Source organism: Salipiger thiooxidans, from assembly GCF_900102075.1.
Classification (GTDB): Bacteria; Pseudomonadota; Alphaproteobacteria; order Rhodobacterales; family Rhodobacteraceae; genus Salipiger; species Salipiger thiooxidans.
On the sequence record NZ_FNAV01000002.1, the window covers coordinates 255,969 to 274,713 of the forward strand.

Consider the following 18,745-nt stretch of genomic DNA (forward strand, 5'->3'; position numbering starts at 1 on the left):
GGCGACAGCGCCTTCCCGACCGGCGCCTTCGCCTGTTACTGGCGCATGGAGACGCTGCTGGCCGACGCGCAGCTGCAGCGCCGCGACCTCGCCGGGTTCGTGCAAACCGGGCCGACGGGGCGCTGGCACGCGCATTTCTTCGAGGTCAACCGGGCGCCGCGCTTCGACCGGGCAAGCGCCTACGGCCACCGGCTCGACCGGCCCTCGGGCGACGGCGAGCGCTTCGACCCGGGCGTCGCCAAGCGGGTGACGCTGGTGCGCTACGGCGGCCGCCGGACGATCCACGGCTTCGCTGGGCTGACCGAAGGCCCCGCCGAGGCGCGCCGCGAGGCCGCATTGCAGATGGCGGAATGGGACGGCTACCTGAAATGAAGATGCCGCGCGCGCAATACGCCGCCGACTACGGCCCCACCACCGGCGATCTCGTGCGGCTCGGCGACACCTCGCTGCTGGCCGAGATCGAGCAGGATTTCACCCACTACGGCGAAGAGCTGACCACCGGCGCGGGCAAGCTCATGCGCGACGGCGAGGGCTTCTGCACCACCGGCAGCGACGCCAACGAGGCGCTCGACATGGTGATCCAGAACGCGGTGATCCTCTGCCCGGTCACCGGCATCGTGAAGGCCGACATCGGCATCCGCCGCGGCGAGATCATCGGCATCGGCAAGGCCGGCAACCCCGACATCATGGACGGCGTGACGCCGGGGCTGGTGCCCGGGCCCAACACCACCGTGGTGCATGGCGACCATCACTTCGTCACCGCGGGCACGGTCAAGGCCCACGCCCATTTCCTGTCGCCGCAGCAGGCGTACCACGCGCTTGCGGGCGGTTCGGCGACGATGATCGGCATGTCGCCCGGCCCCAACTTCGACGTGAGCTGTTCCCGCCCCCACACGCTCGGTCGCATCATCCTTGCCGCCGACGAGTGCCCGCTCAACTTCGGTTTCCTCGGGCGCGGCAACTCCAACCCCGACCCGGTGGCCGAGACCGTCGCGGGCGGCGCGCTGGGGGTGAATATCCACGAGGATTTCGCCGCTTCCCCGGCGGTGATGGACGGCAGCCTTCGGGCGGCGGACGCATCCGACTTCTCCGTCCACCTGCACACCGACATGATCAACGAGTTCGGCTTCTACGAGGACACGATGGCGGCCATCGCCGGCCGCACCACCCACATGTACCACACCGAGGGCGCGGGCGGCGGCCACGCCCCGGACCTGCTGGCGGCTGCGGGTGGCGGCGGGCGCGGTGCTGGCGCTCTTCGCTCAGCCCTTCGTGCGGCTTCCCGGGGCGGCGCTGCGTCAGGAGCTGGCGCTGACCCTGCACCCCAATGCGACGGCGTGCACCTCGCCGCCGCCCTTGCACGGCGGGTGCGCCGGGTCGACGGCTTCCTCATGGCGCGGATGCTCGACCGGAATTTCTCGCGCCCGTCGATCTAAGAGATGCTGGGCAAGCCCGAGGTGTCGCCGACGCCGACCGTGCACATCGCCGAGGCCGACGGCACCGTCTTCGAGGTGCGCGAGACGCTCTGAGGCGCCACGGGGCATCCGCTTGCCGGACGGCGGGAACGCAAAGCGCTCGCCATTCCTGTCCTCGGCGTATATGTAAAAATGAAAATTCGAATAAGATATAAATCGAGGCAGGAGACGCCACGTGCCAGACACCCTTTTGATCGGGCAGATCGGCTACCAGATCGCGCGCACGAACCGCCAGCTCGAGCTGGATCTCGAGGCCCGTCTCAAGCCGCTGTCGCTCAGTGTCGACCAGTTCCGGATCCTGCGCTGCCTCGGGGAAAACGGCCGCCTGCCGATGGGAGAGCTTGCCTCCTCGGTCTTCGTCGAGCCCGCGAACCTGACCAAGATCATCGACCGCATGACCTCGGAGAACCTCGTGATGCGGGTGCCCGACGACAAGGACCGCCGCCGCGTGCTGGTCACGCTCGCCCCCGAGGGCACGGCCAAGAACGCGACGCTGGACCCGATCATCCGCGAGCACGACGCCTATGCCCGCGACGTGCTCGCCGCCGAGGACGGCGACCCGCTGCGCCGGCTGCTGGCGGGCATCAAGGCCTCGGGCTGACCGGCACGGCGGCTCTCATCCGACCGGCCGCGGGTCCCGGTCCCGAACGGGGTTTCGGTCGCTCGATGCCCCGCCTGTCTTGCAGGTCGCGACGTGCGGGCCGATAAACGGCCCGAAGCCCCCGCCGAGACAGGAGAGACCATGCCCAGCCTGACCGAGAAGGACACCCCCTTCCTTGCCCTCGACCGCGCCCGGATGGACCGCAACCTCGCGCGGATGCGGTCCCATGTCGAAGGGCTCGGGGTCGCGCTGCGGCCGCACCTGAAGACGGTGAAGTCGGTCCCCGCCGCGCGCCGCATCCTCGGCGAGATGACCTCCCCCGCCACGGTCTCGACCCTGCAGGAGGCCGAGGCCTTTGCCGCCGCCGGCTGCACCGACCTTGTCTATGCGGTGGGCATCGCGCCCGCCAAGCTGCCCCGGGTGGCGGCGCTGCGGGCGACCGGCGTCGATCTGGTGGTGATCCTCGACAGCGTCGCGCAGGCCCGCGCCGTGGTCGACGCCTCGAAGGCCGCGGGCGCGCCGATCCCCGCGCTGATCGAGATCGACTGCGATGACGCCCGCGCAGGCCTCGCCCCCGGCGACCCGGCGCTGGTCGAGATCGGCCGCATCCTGCACGCAGGCTCCGAACTGCGCGGCGTGCTGACCCACGGCGGCGCCAGCTACCGCGCCTTCACCCCCGGCGCGATGATGGCCATGGCCGCGCAGGAGCGCGCCTCGGCGGTGCGCTGCGCCGAAGCCCTTTGCGCCGCCGGCCTGCCCTGCCCGGTGGTCAGCATCGGCTCCACGCCCAGCGCCCATTTCGCGCAGGACTTCACCGGCGTGACCGAGGTCCGCGCCGGGGTCTACACGCTGTCGGACCTGATGATGGCCGGGCTCGGCGTCGGCGGCATCGACGACATCGCGCTGTCGGTCGTCACCACGGTGATCGGCCACCAGCCGCGCCGGGGCTGGATCCTGACCGACTCGGGCTTCATGGCGCTCTCCAAGGATCACGGCACCGCCGGGATGCCGGTGGACCAGGGCTACGGGCTCGTCGCCAACATCGACGGCCAGCCCTTCGGCGATCTCGTGGTGCGCGGCGTCAGCCAGGAGCACGGCGTGCTTGCCCTGCGCGAGGGCAGCACCGCCACGCTGCCGGACCTGCCGGTCGGTACGTTGTTGCGCATTTACCCCAACCACGCCTGCGCCACCGTCGCGATGCACGCGAGCTTTGCCGTCACCGACGGCGGCCGCGAGATCGTCGAGGACTGGCCGATCATGCGCGGCTGGTAAGCGCCTCCGGCCCGCCCCCGGCGACCACCCGGGCACGACACGAGCAAGACCCGATCAGGACACGATCAAGACAAGGGACCGGAAGACCATGACCAAGGACATCGCGGCGATCCTCGCCCACCCGCAATTCCGCGCTGCCTGCGACGCGCTGCGCGACGGGCATGCCCGCTACGTGGACGAGATCGTCACCCTCACCGAGATCCCCGCCCCGCCCTTCAAGGAAGAGCGCCGGGCCGAGGCCTTCCGCGGGATGCTGGCCGGGTACCGGCTCGAGGACGTGGCGCTCGACGGCATCGGCAACGTCACCGGCCTGCGCCGCGGGCGCGGCAACGGCGGCATCGTGGTGGTCTCGGCCCATCTCGACACGGTCTTCCCCGAAGGCACCGACGTCACCGTGCGGCGCGAGGGCACGCGGCTCTTCGCGCCGGGCGTCGGCGACGACACGCAGGGGCTGGGGGCGCTGCTCGCCTTCGTCCGCGCGCTTGACGCGGCAGGGATCGAGACCGAGGCCGACCTGCTGTTCGTCGCGGACGCGGGCGAAGAGGGCAAGGGCGACCTGCGCGGCATCCACCACCTCTTCACCGAGGGCGATTTCCGCGACCGCATCGGCGCCTTCTTCTCGCTCGACAGCCCCGAGCCCGAAAGCGTGACCGTGCGCGGCGTCGGCTCGCACCGCTACCGGGTGAGCTTCCGCGGCCCCGGCGGCCACAGCTACGGCGATTTCGGCACGGTGAACCCGGCGCATGCGATGGCCGACGTGGTGGCGGGCATGGCGCGCTGGCAGGTGCCCGCCGAGCCGCGCACCACCTTCAGCGCCAGCGTCTTCGGCGGTGGCAGCTCGATCAACGCCATCCCGCAGGAAGTCTGGGTCGAGATCGACCTGCGCTCGGTCGACCAGCCGGCGCTCGATGCGCTCGACGCCCGGCTGCACGCGCTCATCGCCGAGGCGACCGCGGCCGAGAACGCCCGTGGCGACAGCTCTGCCGGGATCATCACCGCCGAGGCCACCCGCATCGGCGCCCGCCCGGCGGGCGAGACCGCGCCCGATGCTCCGATCATCGCCGCCTGCGACGCGGCGCTCGCGGCCTTCGGCTTCGAGATGAAGCGAGACACGGCCTCCACCGACTCCAACATCCCGATGAGCCTGAACATTCCCGCCGTCACCATCGGCACCGGCGCCAGCGGAGCGCGGGCCCACACGCTCGAGGAATGGGTCGATCTCGAGCCCGGCCAGAGCCTGCGCGGCCTCTCGGCGGCGCTGGCGGCGATCCTCGCCACGGCGGGGCTGCACGTCGAAGGCTGACGCCTTAGCTTCCCCCGCCGCGACCCGAACCGGATGCGGCGGGGCCCTGGATCCTAGCCCTCCGCCGCCTGGGCCGAGGGCGTGGACATCGACATCTCGAGCTCCTCGTCGGACATTTCGGACGGGATGCCCTCGAAGAGCGGCGTCGAGAGGTAGCGCTCGCCGGTGTCAGGCAGCATCACGAGAAAGACCGAACCGTCGGGCGCATCCTCGGCCAGCTTCATCGCCACGGCGAAGGTCGAGCCCCCGGAGATGCCGGTGAAGATGCCCTCTTCCGCCGCCAGCCGCCGCGACCACTGCATGCCCTGCGCGCCCTCGATCAGGACCAGCGCGTCGTGGTAGCCCTTGTCCAGCGCCTCCTGCAGCACCCACGGGATGAAGTCCGGCGTCCAGCCCTGGATCGGGTGCGGCTCGAATTTCGGGTGGCTCTCGGTCGGCTGGTGATCGGCGTTGCGGGTGTTCACGTAGCCCGAGGACACGATGGCCGCGTTCGAGGGCTCGGTCAGGATGATCCTCGTCTCGGGGCGCTCCTTCCGGAGCACACGCCCGAGCCCGGTGACCGTGCCGCCCGTGCCGTAGCCGGTCACCACGTAGTCAAGCCGCTCGCCCTCGAAATCGCCGAGGATCTCGCGCGCGGTGGTGGCTTCGTGAATGTCGGCGTTGTCGTCGGTCTCGAACTGCGAGGCGAGGAACCAGCCGTTGGCCTCGGCCAGCTCCTTGGCCTTGGTGTACATGCCGAAGCCCTTCAGCGCGCGCGGCGTCAGCACCACCTTGGCGCCGTAGAACCGCATCAGCTTGCGCCGCTCGACCGAGAAGCTGTCGGCCATGGTGATGACCAGCGGGTACCCCTTGGCCGCGCAGACCATGGCAAGCCCGATGCCGGTGTTGCCGCTCGTCGCCTCGACCACCGTCTGCCCGGGCTTCAGGCGCCCGTCGCGCTCGGCCGCCTCGATGATGTTGAGCGCCAGCCGGTCCTTGACCGACCCGGCCGGGTTGAAGGCCTCGAACTTGACGTAGACGCTGACGTTCTTCGGAGCGATCCGGTTGATGCGGATGACCGGCGTGTCGCCGACCGTGTCGAGCACGCTGTCGTAGCGCCGCCCGCGACCTGAGGTGGTCCTGATACCCATCGGGCTGTCTCCCTGACTTCCGCCCCCTGCGGACGTGTGCAGAAGGCTACACGGTTTCCGCCCGCGCGGCCACGGCGCTGCCCGGATATCCGCCGAAAGGTCGCTGCCGACCCCGCCCCGCATTTGAAGCCGCGGGTCGCGTACCTATATCGCAAGGATCGGCGCCGAGACATCGCCGCAGCCACTGGCCACCACGGGGGAGAGACATGACGGCGCAACCGCCGGGCACGCCAGAGGATCCGCAGGCCGCGCAGGCGCGCGCCTTCTTCGACGCTGCCCGCGGCCGGATCGACGGCTTCGTGGCACGCAACTTCTCGGTCACCGGCTCTGCGGCGATGCACCGGCGCGCGTTCGGGCTCGACCTTCTGCGCGCCCCGCTCAACGTGGTGCTGGCGCCGATCCACGCGCTGACCCGGCTCTTCGCCCTGATCGCCCGCCTGCTGCGCGCCCGCCGTCTTGCCGGCTGGCTCGACCGCCGCAGCTTCGTGCTGCCGACCCGCGTCGCCGCCGAGGTCGAGGCCCGGCTGGTGCACGAGCTTCTCGGCATCGCGCGGCCCGCCAAGGCGCCGCGCGGGCTGTCGCGGCAGCTCGAACAGGCGCCCGAGCTGCGCCAGCTGCTGCGCGACGGGGAGAGCTCCGGGGCCATCGCCGCCCGCACCCGCGCCGCCGCCGACACCATTGCCGCCTATTCCGGCACCCGCTCGGCAGTGGCCGAGCTGACCACCGCGCTGCTCACGGTCGTCTTCGGGGCGTGGGTGTTCCGGCGGCTGACGCCCGGCATGGTTTCCTTCGGCCCCGCGCTGGCCGACAGCTTCGCGCGCGAGACGGCGCTCTCGTCCTTTCCGCTCGGACGCGGCGCGGCGTCGCTCTGGTACGGGGTGTTCCCGGTCGGCGCGACGCTGAGCCAGGTCATGGTGATCACCGGCGCGCTCATCGCGCTGGCCTCGGTGGTGACCGCCTTCGCGGGCGTCATCGCCGACCCCGTGCAGGCCCGCATCGGGCTGCACCGCCGCCGCCTGCACCGGCTGGTGGATGCGCTCGAGACCGACCTGACCGGCGCCCCGCCGCGCCGCTTCGCCGCAAACGAGCACTACTACGCCCGCGTCTTCGACCTGCTCGATATCGGCTCGGGGCTGTTCCGCCACTTCCGCTAGGCCGCGCGGAGACGGGATCGGGCTTGCAATCCCGGGCGGCGGGCGGCTCTCTTGGCGCAGACTTCCGCGCAGAAAGGCCGCCCAGATGACCGAGACCCCCACCGCCCTCAGCCTCACCGACCGCGATGCGGTGTCGCTCGTCTCGGACCTGAGCAGCGGCGCGCTGAGCCCCGTGGCGCTGATGACGGCGGTGCTCGACCGCATCGAGGCGGTCAATCCGCAGGTCAACGCCATCGTCTCGCTGCGCCCCCGCGACGAGCTTCTGGCCGAGGCACGCGCGGTCGATGCCACCCCGGGTGGCCCGCTCGCGGGGCTGCCCATCGCGGTCAAGGACCTCGTCGCCACCAAGGGGCTCCGCACCACCTGGGGTTCGCCGCTGTTCGCCGATTTCATCCCCGCGGCGGATGACCTGGTGGCGTCGCGGCTGCGCGCGGCGGGGGCGATTATCATCGGCAAGACCAACACGCCCGAGTGGGGCCACGGCTCGCACAGCTTCAACCCGGTCCACGGCCCGACCCGCAACCCCTATGACCTCGGCCGCAGCGCCGGGGGCTCGTCGGGCGGCGCCGGGGCGGCGCTCGCGGCGCGGATGCTGCCGCTGGCCGACGGCTCGGACATGATGGGCTCGCTGCGCAACCCCGCCGCCTTCAACAACGTCTACGGCTTCCGCCCGAGCTGGGGGCTGGTGCCGAAGGATGCCGAGGGCGACACGTTTCTCTCGACCCTCGCCACCGAGGGCCCGATGGGCCGCAGCCCACGCGACGTGGCGCTGCTGCTCTCGGTGCTGGCGGGCCCCAATCCCGAGGTGCCGTTCTGCCGCCCGGCCGAGGACTACACCGCGCGCTTCGGCGACAGCCTCAGGGGCAAGCGCATCGGCTGGCTGGGGAACTGGGGCGGGGCCTATGCCACCGAGCCCGGCATCCTCGAGACCTGCGAGGCGGCACTTGCGGTCTTCGAAGAGTTCGGCGCCATCGTCGAGCCGCTCGCCCCGCCCTTCCCGGCCGAGAAGCTCTGGTCGAGCTGGACCACCCTGCGCGCCGGGCTCAACGCCGGTGCCAAGCGCGCCTTCGCCACCGACCCCGACAAGCGCGCCCTCACCAAGCCCGAGTCGCTCTGGGAGATCGACCAGGGCATGACGCTCAGCGCCGAGGCCTTCTACGAGGCGAGCAAGCTGCGCTCGGCCTGGTACAAGCGCGCCGCCCGCACCTTCGAGCGCTTCGACGCGCTGGCGCTGCCCTCGGCGCAGGTCTGGCCCTTCCCGGTGGACTGGCGCTGGCCGCAGGACATCGCGGGCAGGAAGATGGACACCTACCACCGCTGGATGGAGGTCGTGGTGCCGGTGAGCCTTGCCGGGCTGCCCTGCCTCGGCCTGCCCGCGGGCTTCTCCGCCTCCGGCCTGCCGATGGGGATGCAGCTATTCGGACCGACCGGCAGCGATGCGGCCATCCTCGCCATGGGCGACGCCTATCACGCCGCCACCGACTGGCCGAACCGCCGCCCGCCGGTGCTCTGAGCCCGCCGTCTGCCCGAGGGCCCTCTCCCGATCTCCTGCTGTGCACTACACCGGTCGGCAGGACGGTCCGGCGCCATGGGAGAAGCCATGTTTTCATCGGAGTGGACGTGGGCACCGGCAGCGCGCGCGCCGGCGTGTTCGACGCCCGGGGCCGGCTGCTCGGCAACTCCGAGGCCGCCATCGCGCTCTGGCGCCCCTGCCCCGACCACCCGCACCAAAGCGCCGCCGACATCTGGGCGGCGGTCTGCCGGGCGGTGCGCGGCGCCATGTCCGAGGCGGGCGCGGCACCGGAGCGGGTGACCGGCCTCGGCTTCGACGCCACCTGCTCGCTGGTGGTCTCCGACGCCGACGCGCGGCCGCTGCCCGACCTGCCCCACGCCATGCACACCATGAGCTCGCCCGCGCGCGAGATCGCCCCGCGCGGCGACGACAGCCCCGTGGCCGTGTACGACAGCCTGCCCGGCGCTTTCGGGGCGCTGCTGCTGGTATAGGTCGACGGCGTGGTGGCGCTGCACAAGGCCGGCGCCGCCGTCTTGCAATGGGCGCGGCTCGACGACCGCATCCGCTTCGCCGGAGCCCCGCTGCGCACCGAACGCCACGTGGTCGCGCTGGCCCGCAAACGTGCCGAGCTGCTGCCTGCGGTCGACGACGCGCTCGCCGCCATGCAGGCGGACGGCACAATGACCGCGCTGCTCACCGCGTGGAACATTCTCCCGCCCGCGCCGCCACCCGAGGTGCTGACCGTCGGCCTCGCCGAGTTTGCGCCCTACCAGGTCATCCGCCCGGACGGCACCATGACGGGCTACGGGGTCGAGACCCTGCGCCCCCTCGCCCGGCGCGCCGGGCTCACGCTCGAGTTCCGCCAGATCAGCTCCGAGGACTGGGCCCCGGCGCCGGGCGCTACGACCTGCTGCCGCCGATCAGCGTGACGCCCGGGAAGCGCGCGGCGATGGATGTCACCATCCCCGTGCAACGCTCGTCCTACTCGATCTTCGTGCCGCGCGGCGAGGTCGCTGGGGTCGCGGGCCTCGACGATCTCGTCGGCTGGCGCGTCGGCGTGGTCAGCCGCAACCTTGCCCGGCAGGAGGCCGAGCAGCGCGGCGACCTCGACCTCGTGATCCTCGACAGCGCCAGGGGCCTGATCGATGCGCTGCTGTCGGGCAGCGTCGACGCGATCCTCTACCCCACGGTGACCGTGCGCCACCGGCTCGAGCAGCTCGGCCGCCTCGACGAGGTCGACGAGGCGGCGCCGCCCTTCCTGACCACCGACCGCGCCGTCGCCCTGCGCCACGGCCTCGCGGAGGTGCGCGAGCGGTTGAACGCGGTAATCCCGGGGGATATCTCTTCCGAGGAGTACCAGTCCCTGCGCGACCGCTGGCTCGGCCCGCCGGAATTCTGGACACCCGAGCGCACCCTGATCGCCGAGCTGCTGGCGGCGGCGCTGGCCATCGCCACCCTGGCGGGCTTCGTGCTGCAATCCCGCCGCGCCGGGCGCCGGGCGCTGGCGCAGGCCGCGGACATGAAGCGGCTCTCGGTCCGGCTGGGCGCGATCCTCGACACCACCCGCAGCGCCATCATCGGGCTTGCGCGGGACGGCAGCATCAGCATCGCCAACCCCGGCGCCGCCCGGATGCTGGGCCTTGCCTCGCAGGACTGGCCGGTGCCGTGGCCCGGCACGGTGCGCTTCGTCGATGCCGAGGATGGCCACCCGCTCGTCGCCTCCGCCGACCCGCTCCACCGCGCCATGGCGGGGGCCACACTGGTTTCGGAGCGGGCGATCCTGCGCCGTGGCGCCGACAGCCCTGCCCGCGTCGTGCGGGTGTCGAGCGCGCAGGTCGAGGCGTCGGGACAGGGCGACGTCGCCACGGTGATGGTGATGGTGATGGTGATGGTGATGGTGATGGTGATGGTGGTGGTGATGGTCTTGAAGACGTGACCGAGCAGGAGCGCAACCGCCAGCAGGCCCAACGCTCGGGGCGGCTCGATGCGCTGGGCCAGCTCACCGGCGGGGTGGCGCATGATTTCAACGACATCCTCGGAACCATCACATATGCCACCGAGCTCGCCGCGATGAGCGACGACGCGCCGCAGAAGACGTTCCTCGACACCGCGCTCGCCTCGGTGCGGCGGGGCGACCGGCTGACCTCGCGCCTGCCGACCTTCGCGCGGCGCCAGCCCGGCTCGGTGCGCCCGGTGCCGGTCTCGGAGGTGCTGAGCGCGCTGCAGGATCTCGCGGGGCCGGTGCTCGAGCGCACGGTGGTACTGCACGTGGGGGCCCCGAGGCCGGGCTGCGGGTGCTCTGCGATCCCAGCCAGCTCGAGAACGCGCTGCTGAACCTCGTGCTGAACAGCCGCGACGCGCTGCTCGGCCAGCGCGGGACGGGCAACATCATGGTGCAGGCCGGGCGCGCCGCCGAGAGCGATCCGGAGGGCCATCCGCCGGGCCATCCGCGGGTCGAGATCTCGGTGACCGACGACGGCCCCGGCATGACACCCGACGTGCGCCAGCGCGCCACCGACCCGTTCTTCACCACCAGGGGCGAGAGCGGCGGCACGGGGCTCGGGCTGTCGATGGTCTACGGGTTCGCCGAGCAGTCGGACGGGGAGCTCATCATCGACACCGCGTCCGGGGCGGGCACCAGCGTGCGCATCCTGCTGCCTGAGGGCGAGCTGCCGGACGAGGAGGAGGTCGCGGCCGAGCCCGGCCTAAGCCCCGGCAGCGGCGAGACCATCCTCGTGGTCGAGGACGAGACCGACCTGCTGGCGATGACCTCCGAGATCATCCGCACGCCGGGCTACGAGGTGATCACCGCCCCTTCCGGACGCGCGGGGCTCGAGCGCGTCGAGCGCGGCGCCGAGAGCTTCGACCTGCTTCTCACCGACATCGTGATGCCCGGCGGCGTGGGAGGCTTCGAACTCGCCCGGCGCCTTAACGACCTGCGCCCCGGAATCCCGGTGATCTACATGTCGGGCTACGCGAGCATCACCCGCGAGAGCTTGGGCGGCGTCCCCGCCCCCACCCTGCGCAAACCCTGCTCCCCCGCCGACCTCTCCCGCGCCCTCTGCCGCCAGCTCGAGGAGAGGTGACGGGCGGTGCCTGCCGATCGGGGATCCTTTCGCCACGCGCCTGGATCGCACCGTCCGGTCTGCTGCCGCCGGGAACCGACATGGCTCTATCTATGCGCGGCCCCCTCCAGAGCTATCCGGCAAGCGCTACGGCTTGTGACACGTCACATCACCTCACTTAGGCGCGGTGTCTCTTGGCCGAGGCAGAAGGGGCTCTGCCCCTCTTGGCGCTTCGCGCCAATTCACCCCGGAGTTTATCTGGCAAGATGAAGGGCGGGCGGCGGTGAGGTGTAGAGATAGAGAGAGAGCGTGCCTAACCCGGGAGATCCGGGATGGCCAAAGTCGTGAGGACGCCCGGGAGAGCGCGAACCGCAGCCAAACGCCCCGAGGCCGTGGCATCCCGCTGCCTCTCGCCACGCACCTGCAGCTTCATCTTGCCAGATAAACTCCGGGGGTGAGGCCGCAGGCCGAGGGGGCAGCGCCCCCTGCGACTTCTCCGCCAGGCGCGCGCCTGCCCCCTTTCCGCAACACTTCTCCGACCTTCGCCGCGCGCCGCGCGCCTGCTGCTTGCCCGGAGCGTCCCTGCCGCGTATTTCAGACGGGCCTTGGTTCCGGGCGCTTCGTCCGGAGAATAGGGAACGCGGTGCAAATCCGCGACTGCCCCCGCAACTGTGAGCGGCGAGCGCATTCGGCACGACGCCACTGGGCAGACGCCCGGGAAGGCCCGATCCGCGCTTTGACCCGCAAGTCAGGAGACCTGCCAGGGTGATCACCCTCTCCACGCGCGGGGTGCGCTTCGGAGAACGGTCATGTCCGTTCGTGGTGACGAGACCCGGAGGTCACGGACAGGCGGAGCGCCTGGCCGGACCGTCACCCCCACGCCCCCATGGGGCACGGCACGAAAAGGACGGCCACCATGAAAAAGATCCTCGGATCTGTCTCGGCACTGACGCTGAGCACCCTCCCGCTTCACGCCCAGAGCGAGGAGCCCTACGCGCTTCCGCCCATCATCATCAACGTCGGCTACGAGGCCACCACGCCTTTGCAGACCGGTGTCAGCGTCGAGGTCATCGACGAGGACGAGCTCGAGGAAGCTGACGCCACCCGCCTGCTCGACGTGCTCGCCCGCCAGCCCGGCGTCTCGATCCGCTCGAACGGTCCGCTCGGGACCAACGCCGGGATCACCATCCGCGGCGTCTCGCAGCAGAACATCGCGGTGCGCATCGACGGCATCGACGTCTCGGACCCCTCGGGCACGCAGGTGGCCTATGATTTCGGCGGGCTCACCGCCGGCGACATCAGCCAGATCGAGATCCTGCGCGGCTCGCAATCGGCGCTGTTCGGCTCCGAGGCCATCGGCGGCGTCATCAACATCACCACCAAGCGCGCCACCCGCGACGGGCTCAGCGCCGATGTCTTCGCCGAGTACGGCAGCTACGAGACCCTGCGCAGCGCCGCCACGCTCTACAACCGCGGCGCCGGACACGAGACTGCGGTCACCCTCTCCTACGTGAAAAGCGACGGTTTCTCGGCGGCGGACGAGACAGGGCTCGACTATGGCACCTCGGCGCCGGGCGATCACAACGACGAGGACGACGGCTTCGAGGCACGCCGGCTGAGCTTCTCGGGCACCTACCAGCTGGGCGACGGTGCCGGCGAGCTGCGGCTGTCAGGCTTCCACGAGGAGGCCAGGTACGACTACGACGAGAACGCCTCGGGCAAGGTCTTCGACGGCTCCCCCGATGACGTGGTCGACCGCGAGGAGAGCGGCCTGCGCGCGGCGCTCGCCTTCACGACAAGTGCCGTCGACCACGAGGTCTCGGCCAGCTGGTTCCGGATCAGCCGCGCCATGCACGGCACCTCGCTCGACAGCTGGGCGCCGGACACGCCGCCCTACAACGGCACGCCCTACCCGTTCCGCTTCGAATACGAGGGCACGCGCCAGACCTACCGCTACCAGGCAGGTTTCGACCTCGGCGCGATCACCCGTGCGGTGGCCGGTGTCGAGCGCAGCGTCGAGACCTACGAGGACGACATCTCGGGGGCCTCGAGCTATGGCCCCTACGGCAGCGACCAGGACCAGGAGACCATCGTCAACTCGGTGTTCACCGAGTTCACCGTGAGGCCCACCGAGGACATCGACCTGAGCTTCGCCCTGCGCCACGACGACCATTCCGAGTTCGGCGGTCAGACCACCGGGCGTCTCTCCGGCGTCTGGCGCGCGCGTTCCGACCTGATCCTGCGCTCGAACCTCGCCACCGGCTACCGGGCGCCCTCGAACTACGAGCTCTACGACGCCTACGCCGGCAACGCCGATCTCGAGCCCGAGACCTCGGTCAGCTTCGATCTCGGCGTCGAGAAGCGCTTCGGCGACAGCGCCTGGCTGCGCGCCACCGCCTTCTGGATCGAGGCCGAGGACATCATCGACTACTCCTTCACCAGCTACGCCTACGCGCAGGCCGACGGCACCAGCACCCGGCGCGGACTGGAACTGGCGGGGGGCGTGGACCTGCGCCCGGGCGTGACGCTCGACGGCAGCTACACCTGGACCGACAGCTTCTCGGAGGTGGCGCTCGACAGCTCCAGCTGGCAGACCTCGGTGCCCGAGCACAGCTTCGCGCTGGGGCTCAGCGCCGAGATCACCGACCACGCTCGGCTCTCGGTCAGCGCGCTTTACGAGGCCGACCGCGAGGCGCTCGACGATTACGGCGTGGTTAACTCGACCTTTACCTACGACGTGACCGAGACCACGCAGGCCTACCTGCGGGTCGAGAACCTGTTCGACGAGAATTACCAGACCGTTCCCGGCTACGGCCAGTCGGACCGGGCGTGGTATTTCGGCGTCCGTGCCAGCTTCTAGGCTCATAGCGCTCGCCGCCGCCCTGTTTCTCGGGACGGCGGCCATGGGCGACGGGGCACCGGGCCGCGTCGTCTCGCTCAACGTCTGCACCGACCAGCTGGCGCTGCTGCTCGGCGCCCCCGGGCAGCTGGTCTCGGTGTCGCGGCTGGCGCATGACCCGCGCAGCTCGGCCATGGCCGGGGCGGCCCGCGCCATCCCCGCGAACGGCGCCAGCGCCGAGGAAGTGGTGCTGCTGCGCCCCGACCTCGTGATCGCCGGCAGCTACACCGCGCGCGCCACCGTCGAGATGCTGCTGCGCCTCGGCTACCGGGTCGAGCGCTTCGAGCCGGCGCGCTCGCTCGAGGACGCGCGCGAGAACATCCGCCGCATGGGCGCGCTGCTCGGCCGCGAGGCCGAGGCCGCGGAGGTGCTCGCCGCTTTCGACCGGCGTCTCGCCGCGCTCGGCGACGAGCCCGACCGCCGACCCGTGGTGGCCTATTACCTGCCCTTCAACGAGACCGCCGGCACCCGGAGCCTGACCGGAGAGATCCTCGCAGCGGCGGGCATGGAGAACCTCTCCGAGGTGCGCGGCCTGCCCTATGGCGGCCGCCTGCCGCTCGAGGCGCTGGTGCTGGCGCATCCCGACCTCATCCTCGTGAGCCAGCCCTTTGACAGCCCGGCGCAGGCGACCTCGATGCTGCAGCACCCGGCGCTTCAGGCCACCGGCGCGCTGCGACAGGTCGTCGACAGCCCGAACTGGATCTGCGGCACCCCCGCCGTGCTCGACGCCGTGGCCGCGATGCGGGCGCTGCGCGAGGAGTGGGAGGCGACGCAGTGAAGCTGGCGCTCTCGCTCACCCTGCTCACCGCCCTGCTGGCGCTGGCCTCGCTGATGCTGGGCTACGCGCCGCTGCCGCCGAAGGCGGTGCTGGGCGGGTTGGTCGGCGCCGGCGACCCGCTGCACGTCATGGTCATGCAGGAGATCCGCCTGCCGCGCACGGCGCTCGCGGTGCTGGTCGGCGCGGCGCTGGGGCTCTCTGGGGCGGCGATGCAGGGCTACCTGCGCAACCCGCTGGCCGAGCCGGGGCTGATCGGGGTCTCGGGGTCGGCGGCGCTGGGCGCGGTGATCGCGCTGCAGACCGGGCTGGCGGCGGCATTCGCGCTGGCCCTGCCGCTGACGGCGCTGCTCTTCGCGCTGGGCGCGGTGGGGCTGATCCTGCTGCTCGCGGGCCCGCGCGGAGGTTCGCTGACCCTGATCCTGGCGGGGATCGCGGTCTCGGCGCTTGCGGGCGCGCTCACCTCGCTGGCGCTGAACCTGTCGTCGAACCCCTACGCGACCTTCGAGATCGTGTTCTGGATGATGGGCTCGCTTGCCGACCGCTCGCTGTCGCACCTCGCCCTCGCCGCGCCGCTCATCGCGCTGGGCGGCGCCGCGCTGCTGACGCTGGGCCGCGGGCTCGACGCGCTGACGCTGGGCGAGGACGGGGCGCAGGCGCTCGGCATCTCGATGACCTCGCTGCGCCTGCGGCTGCTCTTCGGCACCGCCGCCGCCGTGGGGGCCGCCACCGCCGTCTCCGGGGCCGTGGGCTTCGTCGGGCTGGTGGTGCCGCACCTGCTGCGCCCGCTCTGCGGCGCGCGGCCGTCGCGGCTGCTCTGGGCCTCGGCGCTCGGCGGGGCGGCGATGCTGCTCACCGCCGACATCGCGGTGCGGCTGGTCCTGCCCGAACGCGACCTCAAGCTCGGCGTGGTCATGGCGCTGATCGGGGCGCCGCTGTTCCTGCACCTGATCTACAAGACCCGGAGGGCCGGATGAGCCTGCTCGCCCTCGACCAGCTCACGGTGACGCGCGGACAGTGCCCGGTCGTCGACTCGGTGTCGCTCACCGTCGATCCCGGCGAATGCGTGGGCCTCATCGGCCCCAACGGCGCCGGCAAGACCACCCTGCTGCGCGCAGCTCTCGGCCTGCTGCCGCACCGCGGCCGCTCGTCTCTCGCGACGCTCTCGGCCCGGGACCGGGCCCGCGCCGCCGCCTGGCTGCCACAATCGCGCGAAATCGCTTGGCCGGTCACCGTCGAGACCCTCGTGGCGCTCGGCCGCCTGCCCCACGACAGCCGCGCCGGCCGGGTGCAGGCCCGCGCCGTCGAGACCGCGCTGGACCGCATGGAGCTCGCCGCCTTCCGCCACCGCAAGGCCACCGAGCTCTCGGGCGGCGAGCAGGCCCGCGTGCTCATTGCCCGCGCGCTGGCGCAGGACGCGCCGCTCCTGCTTGCGGACGAGCCCGTCGCGGGGCTCGACCCGGCGTCGCAGATCTTTACCCTGCAGGTCTTCGAGGCGCTGGCCAGTGAGGGCCACGCGGTGCTGGTGTCGCTGCACGACCTGACGCTGGCGGCGCGGCATTGCACCCGGCTGGTGCTGCTCGACCGCGGCCGCGTCGCCGCCGACGGCCCGCCGCTCGAGGTGCTGACCGAGGCGCACCTGGCCGAGGTCTTTCACCTGCGCGGCCACATGCTCGAAACCCCGCACGGGCCCCTGCTGCAACCGCTGGACGTGCTGCGTTGATCCCGCCTGCGCCGCAGCTTTGACCGCTGGCGCCGGATCGCGGACCGCATCGCCCGCCGCGGTGCCGCATCCGCTTGACCCTGCGCGCCCCTTCCCTCACAACCGGGCGCAAAGGACGTGACCATGACCATCCCCCGCATCACCGACAGCCACTGCCACCTCGACTTCCCCGATTTCGACGAAGAACGCGCCGACGTGATCTCCCGCGCGGTCGCCGCGGGGGTGCATCGGATGGTCACCATCTGCACCCGCCTGCGCAACGAGCCGCAGGTGCGCGCCATCGCCGAGGCGCACGACCCGGTGTTCTACGCCGCCGGCACCCACCCGATGAGCGCCGCCGACGAGCCGCTCGCCACGCTGGACGAGCTCAAGGCGCTGGCGCAGCACCCGAAATTCGTCGGCATCGGCGAGACCGGGCTCGACTACCACTACAGCGCCGACAGCGCCGGGATTCAGAAGACCTCGCTCCGCGTCCACATCGAGGCGGCGCAGGACACCGGCCTGCCGCTGATCATCCACGCCCGCGCCGCCGACGACGACATGGCCCGGATCCTCTCCGAGGCGTGGAAGGCACAGCCCTACGACTGCGTGATGCACTGCTTCTCCTCCTCGGCCGAGCTCGCCCGCGCGGCGCTCGACTGCGGCTTCTACCTGTCGATGTCGGGCATCGCGGCCTTCCCCAAGTCGAAGGACCTGCGCGAGATCTTCGCCGCGGCCCCGCTCGAGCGCATCCTCGTGGAGACCGACAGCCCCTACCTCGCGCCGCCGCCCTACCGCGGCAAGCGCAACGAGCCGGGCTACACCGTGCACACCGCCAGGGTCGGCGCCGAGGCCTTCGGGCTCAGCTACGACGCGTTCGCAAAGGCCACCGAGGCCAATTTCGAGAGGCTCTTCGCCAAGGCGGCCGCCTGGACCCCGGAGACCGCATGAGCGAGCTGCGCTTCACCATCCTCGGCTGCGGATCGTCGGGCGGGGTGCCGCGCGTGGGCGGGCACTGGGGCGACTGCGATCCGGAGAACCCGAAGAACACCCGCCGCCGCTGCTCGCTGCTGGTCGAGCGCGAGACCGGTGAGGGCACCACCCGCGTGCTCATCGACACCACGCCGGACATGCGCCAGCAGCTCATCGACGCAGGGATAGGCGAACTCGACGCGGTGCTCTGGACCCATTCCCACGCGGACCACACCCACGGGCTCGACGACCTGCGGCAGGTGGTGTTCAACCGCCGCGCCCGGCTGCCGGTCTGGGCCGACGGCGACACCCAGAACTCGCTGCTGCTGCGCTTCGCCTATGCCTTCGTGCAACCCGAGGGCAGCCCCTACCCGCCGATCCTCGACATGCACACGATCACCGACCGCCCGGTGACCATCGAGGGCGCCGGCGGCGCGATCACCTTCGAGCCGTTCGAGGTCAACCACGGCAGCATCGAGGCGCTCGGCTTCCGCATCGGCGACCTCGCCTACCTGCCCGACGTGCTGCACATCCCCGAGGCGGTCTGGCCCCGGCTCGAGGCGCTCGACTGCTGGATCCTCGACGCGCTGCGCCGTACCCCGCACCCGAGCCACGCCCACCTCGACCTCGCGCTGGAATGGATCGCCCGCGCCCGGCCGAAACGCGCCGTGCTGACCAACATGCACCTCGATCTCGACTACGAGACCGTGGCCGCCGAAACCCCCGAGCACATCACCCCGGCCTACGACGGCATGGTCCTGCGCTATGCGCTCTGAGCCGCAGCCCCGCCCGGCTGCGACCGCTCTCCCCACGCCCGATACCACGGCCAGGACCGCACGGCACAGCTCCTCCCACCCGACGCGCGGACCCGCCCGATCGGCCCG

Annotated in this window: 19 protein-coding genes and 1 riboswitch; of the genes, 18 read left to right on the forward strand and 1 reads right to left on the reverse strand. The window is 71.6% G+C overall.

All coding sequences use genetic code 11. From position 1 onward, the window contains the following. Nucleotides 1-45: 45 nt before the first annotated feature. The 5 genes from BLQ77_RS03480 (at nucleotide 46) to BLQ77_RS03500 (ending at nucleotide 4,651) form a co-directional block, all read left to right on the forward strand. On the forward strand, nucleotides 46-372 hold the full coding sequence (locus tag BLQ77_RS03480) for an urease subunit beta (RefSeq protein WP_089955456.1): 327 nt from the start codon (nucleotides 46-48) through the stop codon (nucleotides 370-372). Then, entirely contained in the window at nucleotides 369-1,436 is a 1,068-nt protein-coding gene (locus BLQ77_RS03485) for an amidohydrolase family protein (protein ID WP_089955459.1), read from the forward strand. The genes BLQ77_RS03480 and BLQ77_RS03485 overlap by 4 nt, the downstream gene beginning before the upstream one ends. A gap of 214 nt (nucleotides 1,437-1,650) precedes the next feature. Then, nucleotides 1,651-2,076, forward strand: a complete 426-nt coding sequence (locus BLQ77_RS03490) for a MarR family winged helix-turn-helix transcriptional regulator (protein ID WP_165617016.1) — start codon at nucleotides 1,651-1,653, stop codon at nucleotides 2,074-2,076. Between the two features lie 141 nt (nucleotides 2,077-2,217). Next, nucleotides 2,218-3,348, forward strand: a complete 1,131-nt coding sequence (locus tag BLQ77_RS03495; protein ID WP_089955467.1) for an alanine racemase — start codon at nucleotides 2,218-2,220, stop codon at nucleotides 3,346-3,348. 88 nt (nucleotides 3,349-3,436) lie between these two features. Continuing rightward, on the forward strand, nucleotides 3,437-4,651 hold the full coding sequence (locus BLQ77_RS03500; RefSeq protein WP_089955471.1) for a M20/M25/M40 family metallo-hydrolase: 1,215 nt from the start codon (nucleotides 3,437-3,439) through the stop codon (nucleotides 4,649-4,651). A 53-nt stretch (nucleotides 4,652-4,704) separates the two neighbouring features. On the opposite strand, the gene BLQ77_RS03505 is transcribed toward BLQ77_RS03500, so the two are convergent. Beyond that, a complete protein-coding gene (locus BLQ77_RS03505; protein WP_089955475.1) occupies nucleotides 4,705-5,781 on the reverse strand; it encodes a PLP-dependent cysteine synthase family protein in 1,077 nt (358 codons plus the stop codon). Between the two features lie 206 nt (nucleotides 5,782-5,987). On the opposite strand from BLQ77_RS03505, the gene BLQ77_RS03510 reads away from it, so the two are divergent. The 13 genes from BLQ77_RS03510 (at nucleotide 5,988) to BLQ77_RS03560 (ending at nucleotide 18,637) form a co-directional block, all read left to right on the forward strand. Continuing rightward, nucleotides 5,988-6,935, forward strand: a complete 948-nt coding sequence (locus BLQ77_RS03510; RefSeq protein WP_089955478.1) for a DUF6635 family protein — start codon at nucleotides 5,988-5,990, stop codon at nucleotides 6,933-6,935. A gap of 85 nt (nucleotides 6,936-7,020) precedes the next feature. Next, nucleotides 7,021-8,448, forward strand: coding sequence for an amidase (locus BLQ77_RS03515; protein WP_089955482.1), 1,428 nt, complete (start codon nucleotides 7,021-7,023; stop codon nucleotides 8,446-8,448). Nucleotides 8,449-8,549: 101 nt separating this feature from the next. Beyond that, the gene (locus BLQ77_RS03520; RefSeq protein WP_278184683.1) at nucleotides 8,550-8,939 is read left to right on the forward strand and encodes an FGGY family carbohydrate kinase; all 390 of its coding nucleotides are present in this window, start codon (nucleotides 8,550-8,552) and stop codon (nucleotides 8,937-8,939) included. A gap of 9 nt (nucleotides 8,940-8,948) precedes the next feature. Further along, nucleotides 8,949-9,377, forward strand: a complete 429-nt coding sequence (locus BLQ77_RS29010) for a transporter substrate-binding domain-containing protein (RefSeq protein ID WP_207545810.1) — start codon at nucleotides 8,949-8,951, stop codon at nucleotides 9,375-9,377. A gap of 20 nt (nucleotides 9,378-9,397) precedes the next feature. Continuing rightward, nucleotides 9,398-10,384 carry a transporter substrate-binding domain-containing protein gene (locus BLQ77_RS29015; protein WP_242661622.1) on the forward strand — a complete coding sequence of 329 codons (987 nt, stop codon included), beginning with the start codon at nucleotides 9,398-9,400 and terminating at the stop codon, nucleotides 10,382-10,384. Then, on the forward strand, nucleotides 10,381-10,782 hold the full coding sequence (locus tag BLQ77_RS28660) for a histidine kinase dimerization/phospho-acceptor domain-containing protein (RefSeq protein ID WP_165617011.1): 402 nt from the start codon (nucleotides 10,381-10,383) through the stop codon (nucleotides 10,780-10,782). The genes BLQ77_RS29015 and BLQ77_RS28660 overlap by 4 nt, the downstream gene beginning before the upstream one ends. Then, nucleotides 10,743-11,534, forward strand: a complete 792-nt coding sequence (locus tag BLQ77_RS03530; RefSeq protein WP_089955490.1) for an ATP-binding protein — start codon at nucleotides 10,743-10,745, stop codon at nucleotides 11,532-11,534. Before BLQ77_RS28660 ends, BLQ77_RS03530 begins: the two co-directional genes overlap by 40 nt. A 568-nt stretch (nucleotides 11,535-12,102) precedes the next feature. Next, nucleotides 12,103-12,292, forward strand: a riboswitch (cobalamin riboswitch). A 137-nt stretch (nucleotides 12,293-12,429) separates the two neighbouring features. Continuing rightward, entirely contained in the window at nucleotides 12,430-14,373 is a 1,944-nt protein-coding gene (locus BLQ77_RS03535; RefSeq protein ID WP_089955494.1) for a TonB-dependent receptor plug domain-containing protein, read from the forward strand. 43 nt (nucleotides 14,374-14,416) lie between these two features. Then, complete coding sequence (locus BLQ77_RS03540; RefSeq protein ID WP_242661623.1) at nucleotides 14,417-15,190, forward strand: ABC transporter substrate-binding protein; 774 nt, start codon at nucleotides 14,417-14,419, stop codon at nucleotides 15,188-15,190. Next, the gene (locus tag BLQ77_RS03545) at nucleotides 15,187-16,164 is read left to right on the forward strand and encodes a FecCD family ABC transporter permease (protein ID WP_089955502.1); all 978 of its coding nucleotides are present in this window, start codon (nucleotides 15,187-15,189) and stop codon (nucleotides 16,162-16,164) included. Before BLQ77_RS03540 ends, BLQ77_RS03545 begins: the two co-directional genes overlap by 4 nt. Then, nucleotides 16,161-16,910 carry an ABC transporter ATP-binding protein gene (locus BLQ77_RS03550; RefSeq protein ID WP_089955506.1) on the forward strand — a complete coding sequence of 250 codons (750 nt, stop codon included), beginning with the start codon at nucleotides 16,161-16,163 and terminating at the stop codon, nucleotides 16,908-16,910. The genes BLQ77_RS03545 and BLQ77_RS03550 overlap by 4 nt, the downstream gene beginning before the upstream one ends. A 123-nt stretch (nucleotides 16,911-17,033) precedes the next feature. Next, nucleotides 17,034-17,840 (forward strand): TatD family hydrolase, encoded by an 807-nt coding sequence (locus BLQ77_RS03555; RefSeq protein WP_089955510.1) that lies wholly within the window; start codon nucleotides 17,034-17,036, stop codon nucleotides 17,838-17,840. Beyond that, the gene (locus BLQ77_RS03560) at nucleotides 17,837-18,637 is read left to right on the forward strand and encodes an MBL fold metallo-hydrolase (protein WP_089955514.1); all 801 of its coding nucleotides are present in this window, start codon (nucleotides 17,837-17,839) and stop codon (nucleotides 18,635-18,637) included. The genes BLQ77_RS03555 and BLQ77_RS03560 overlap by 4 nt, the downstream gene beginning before the upstream one ends. Nucleotides 18,638-18,745: the final 108 nt, after the last annotated feature.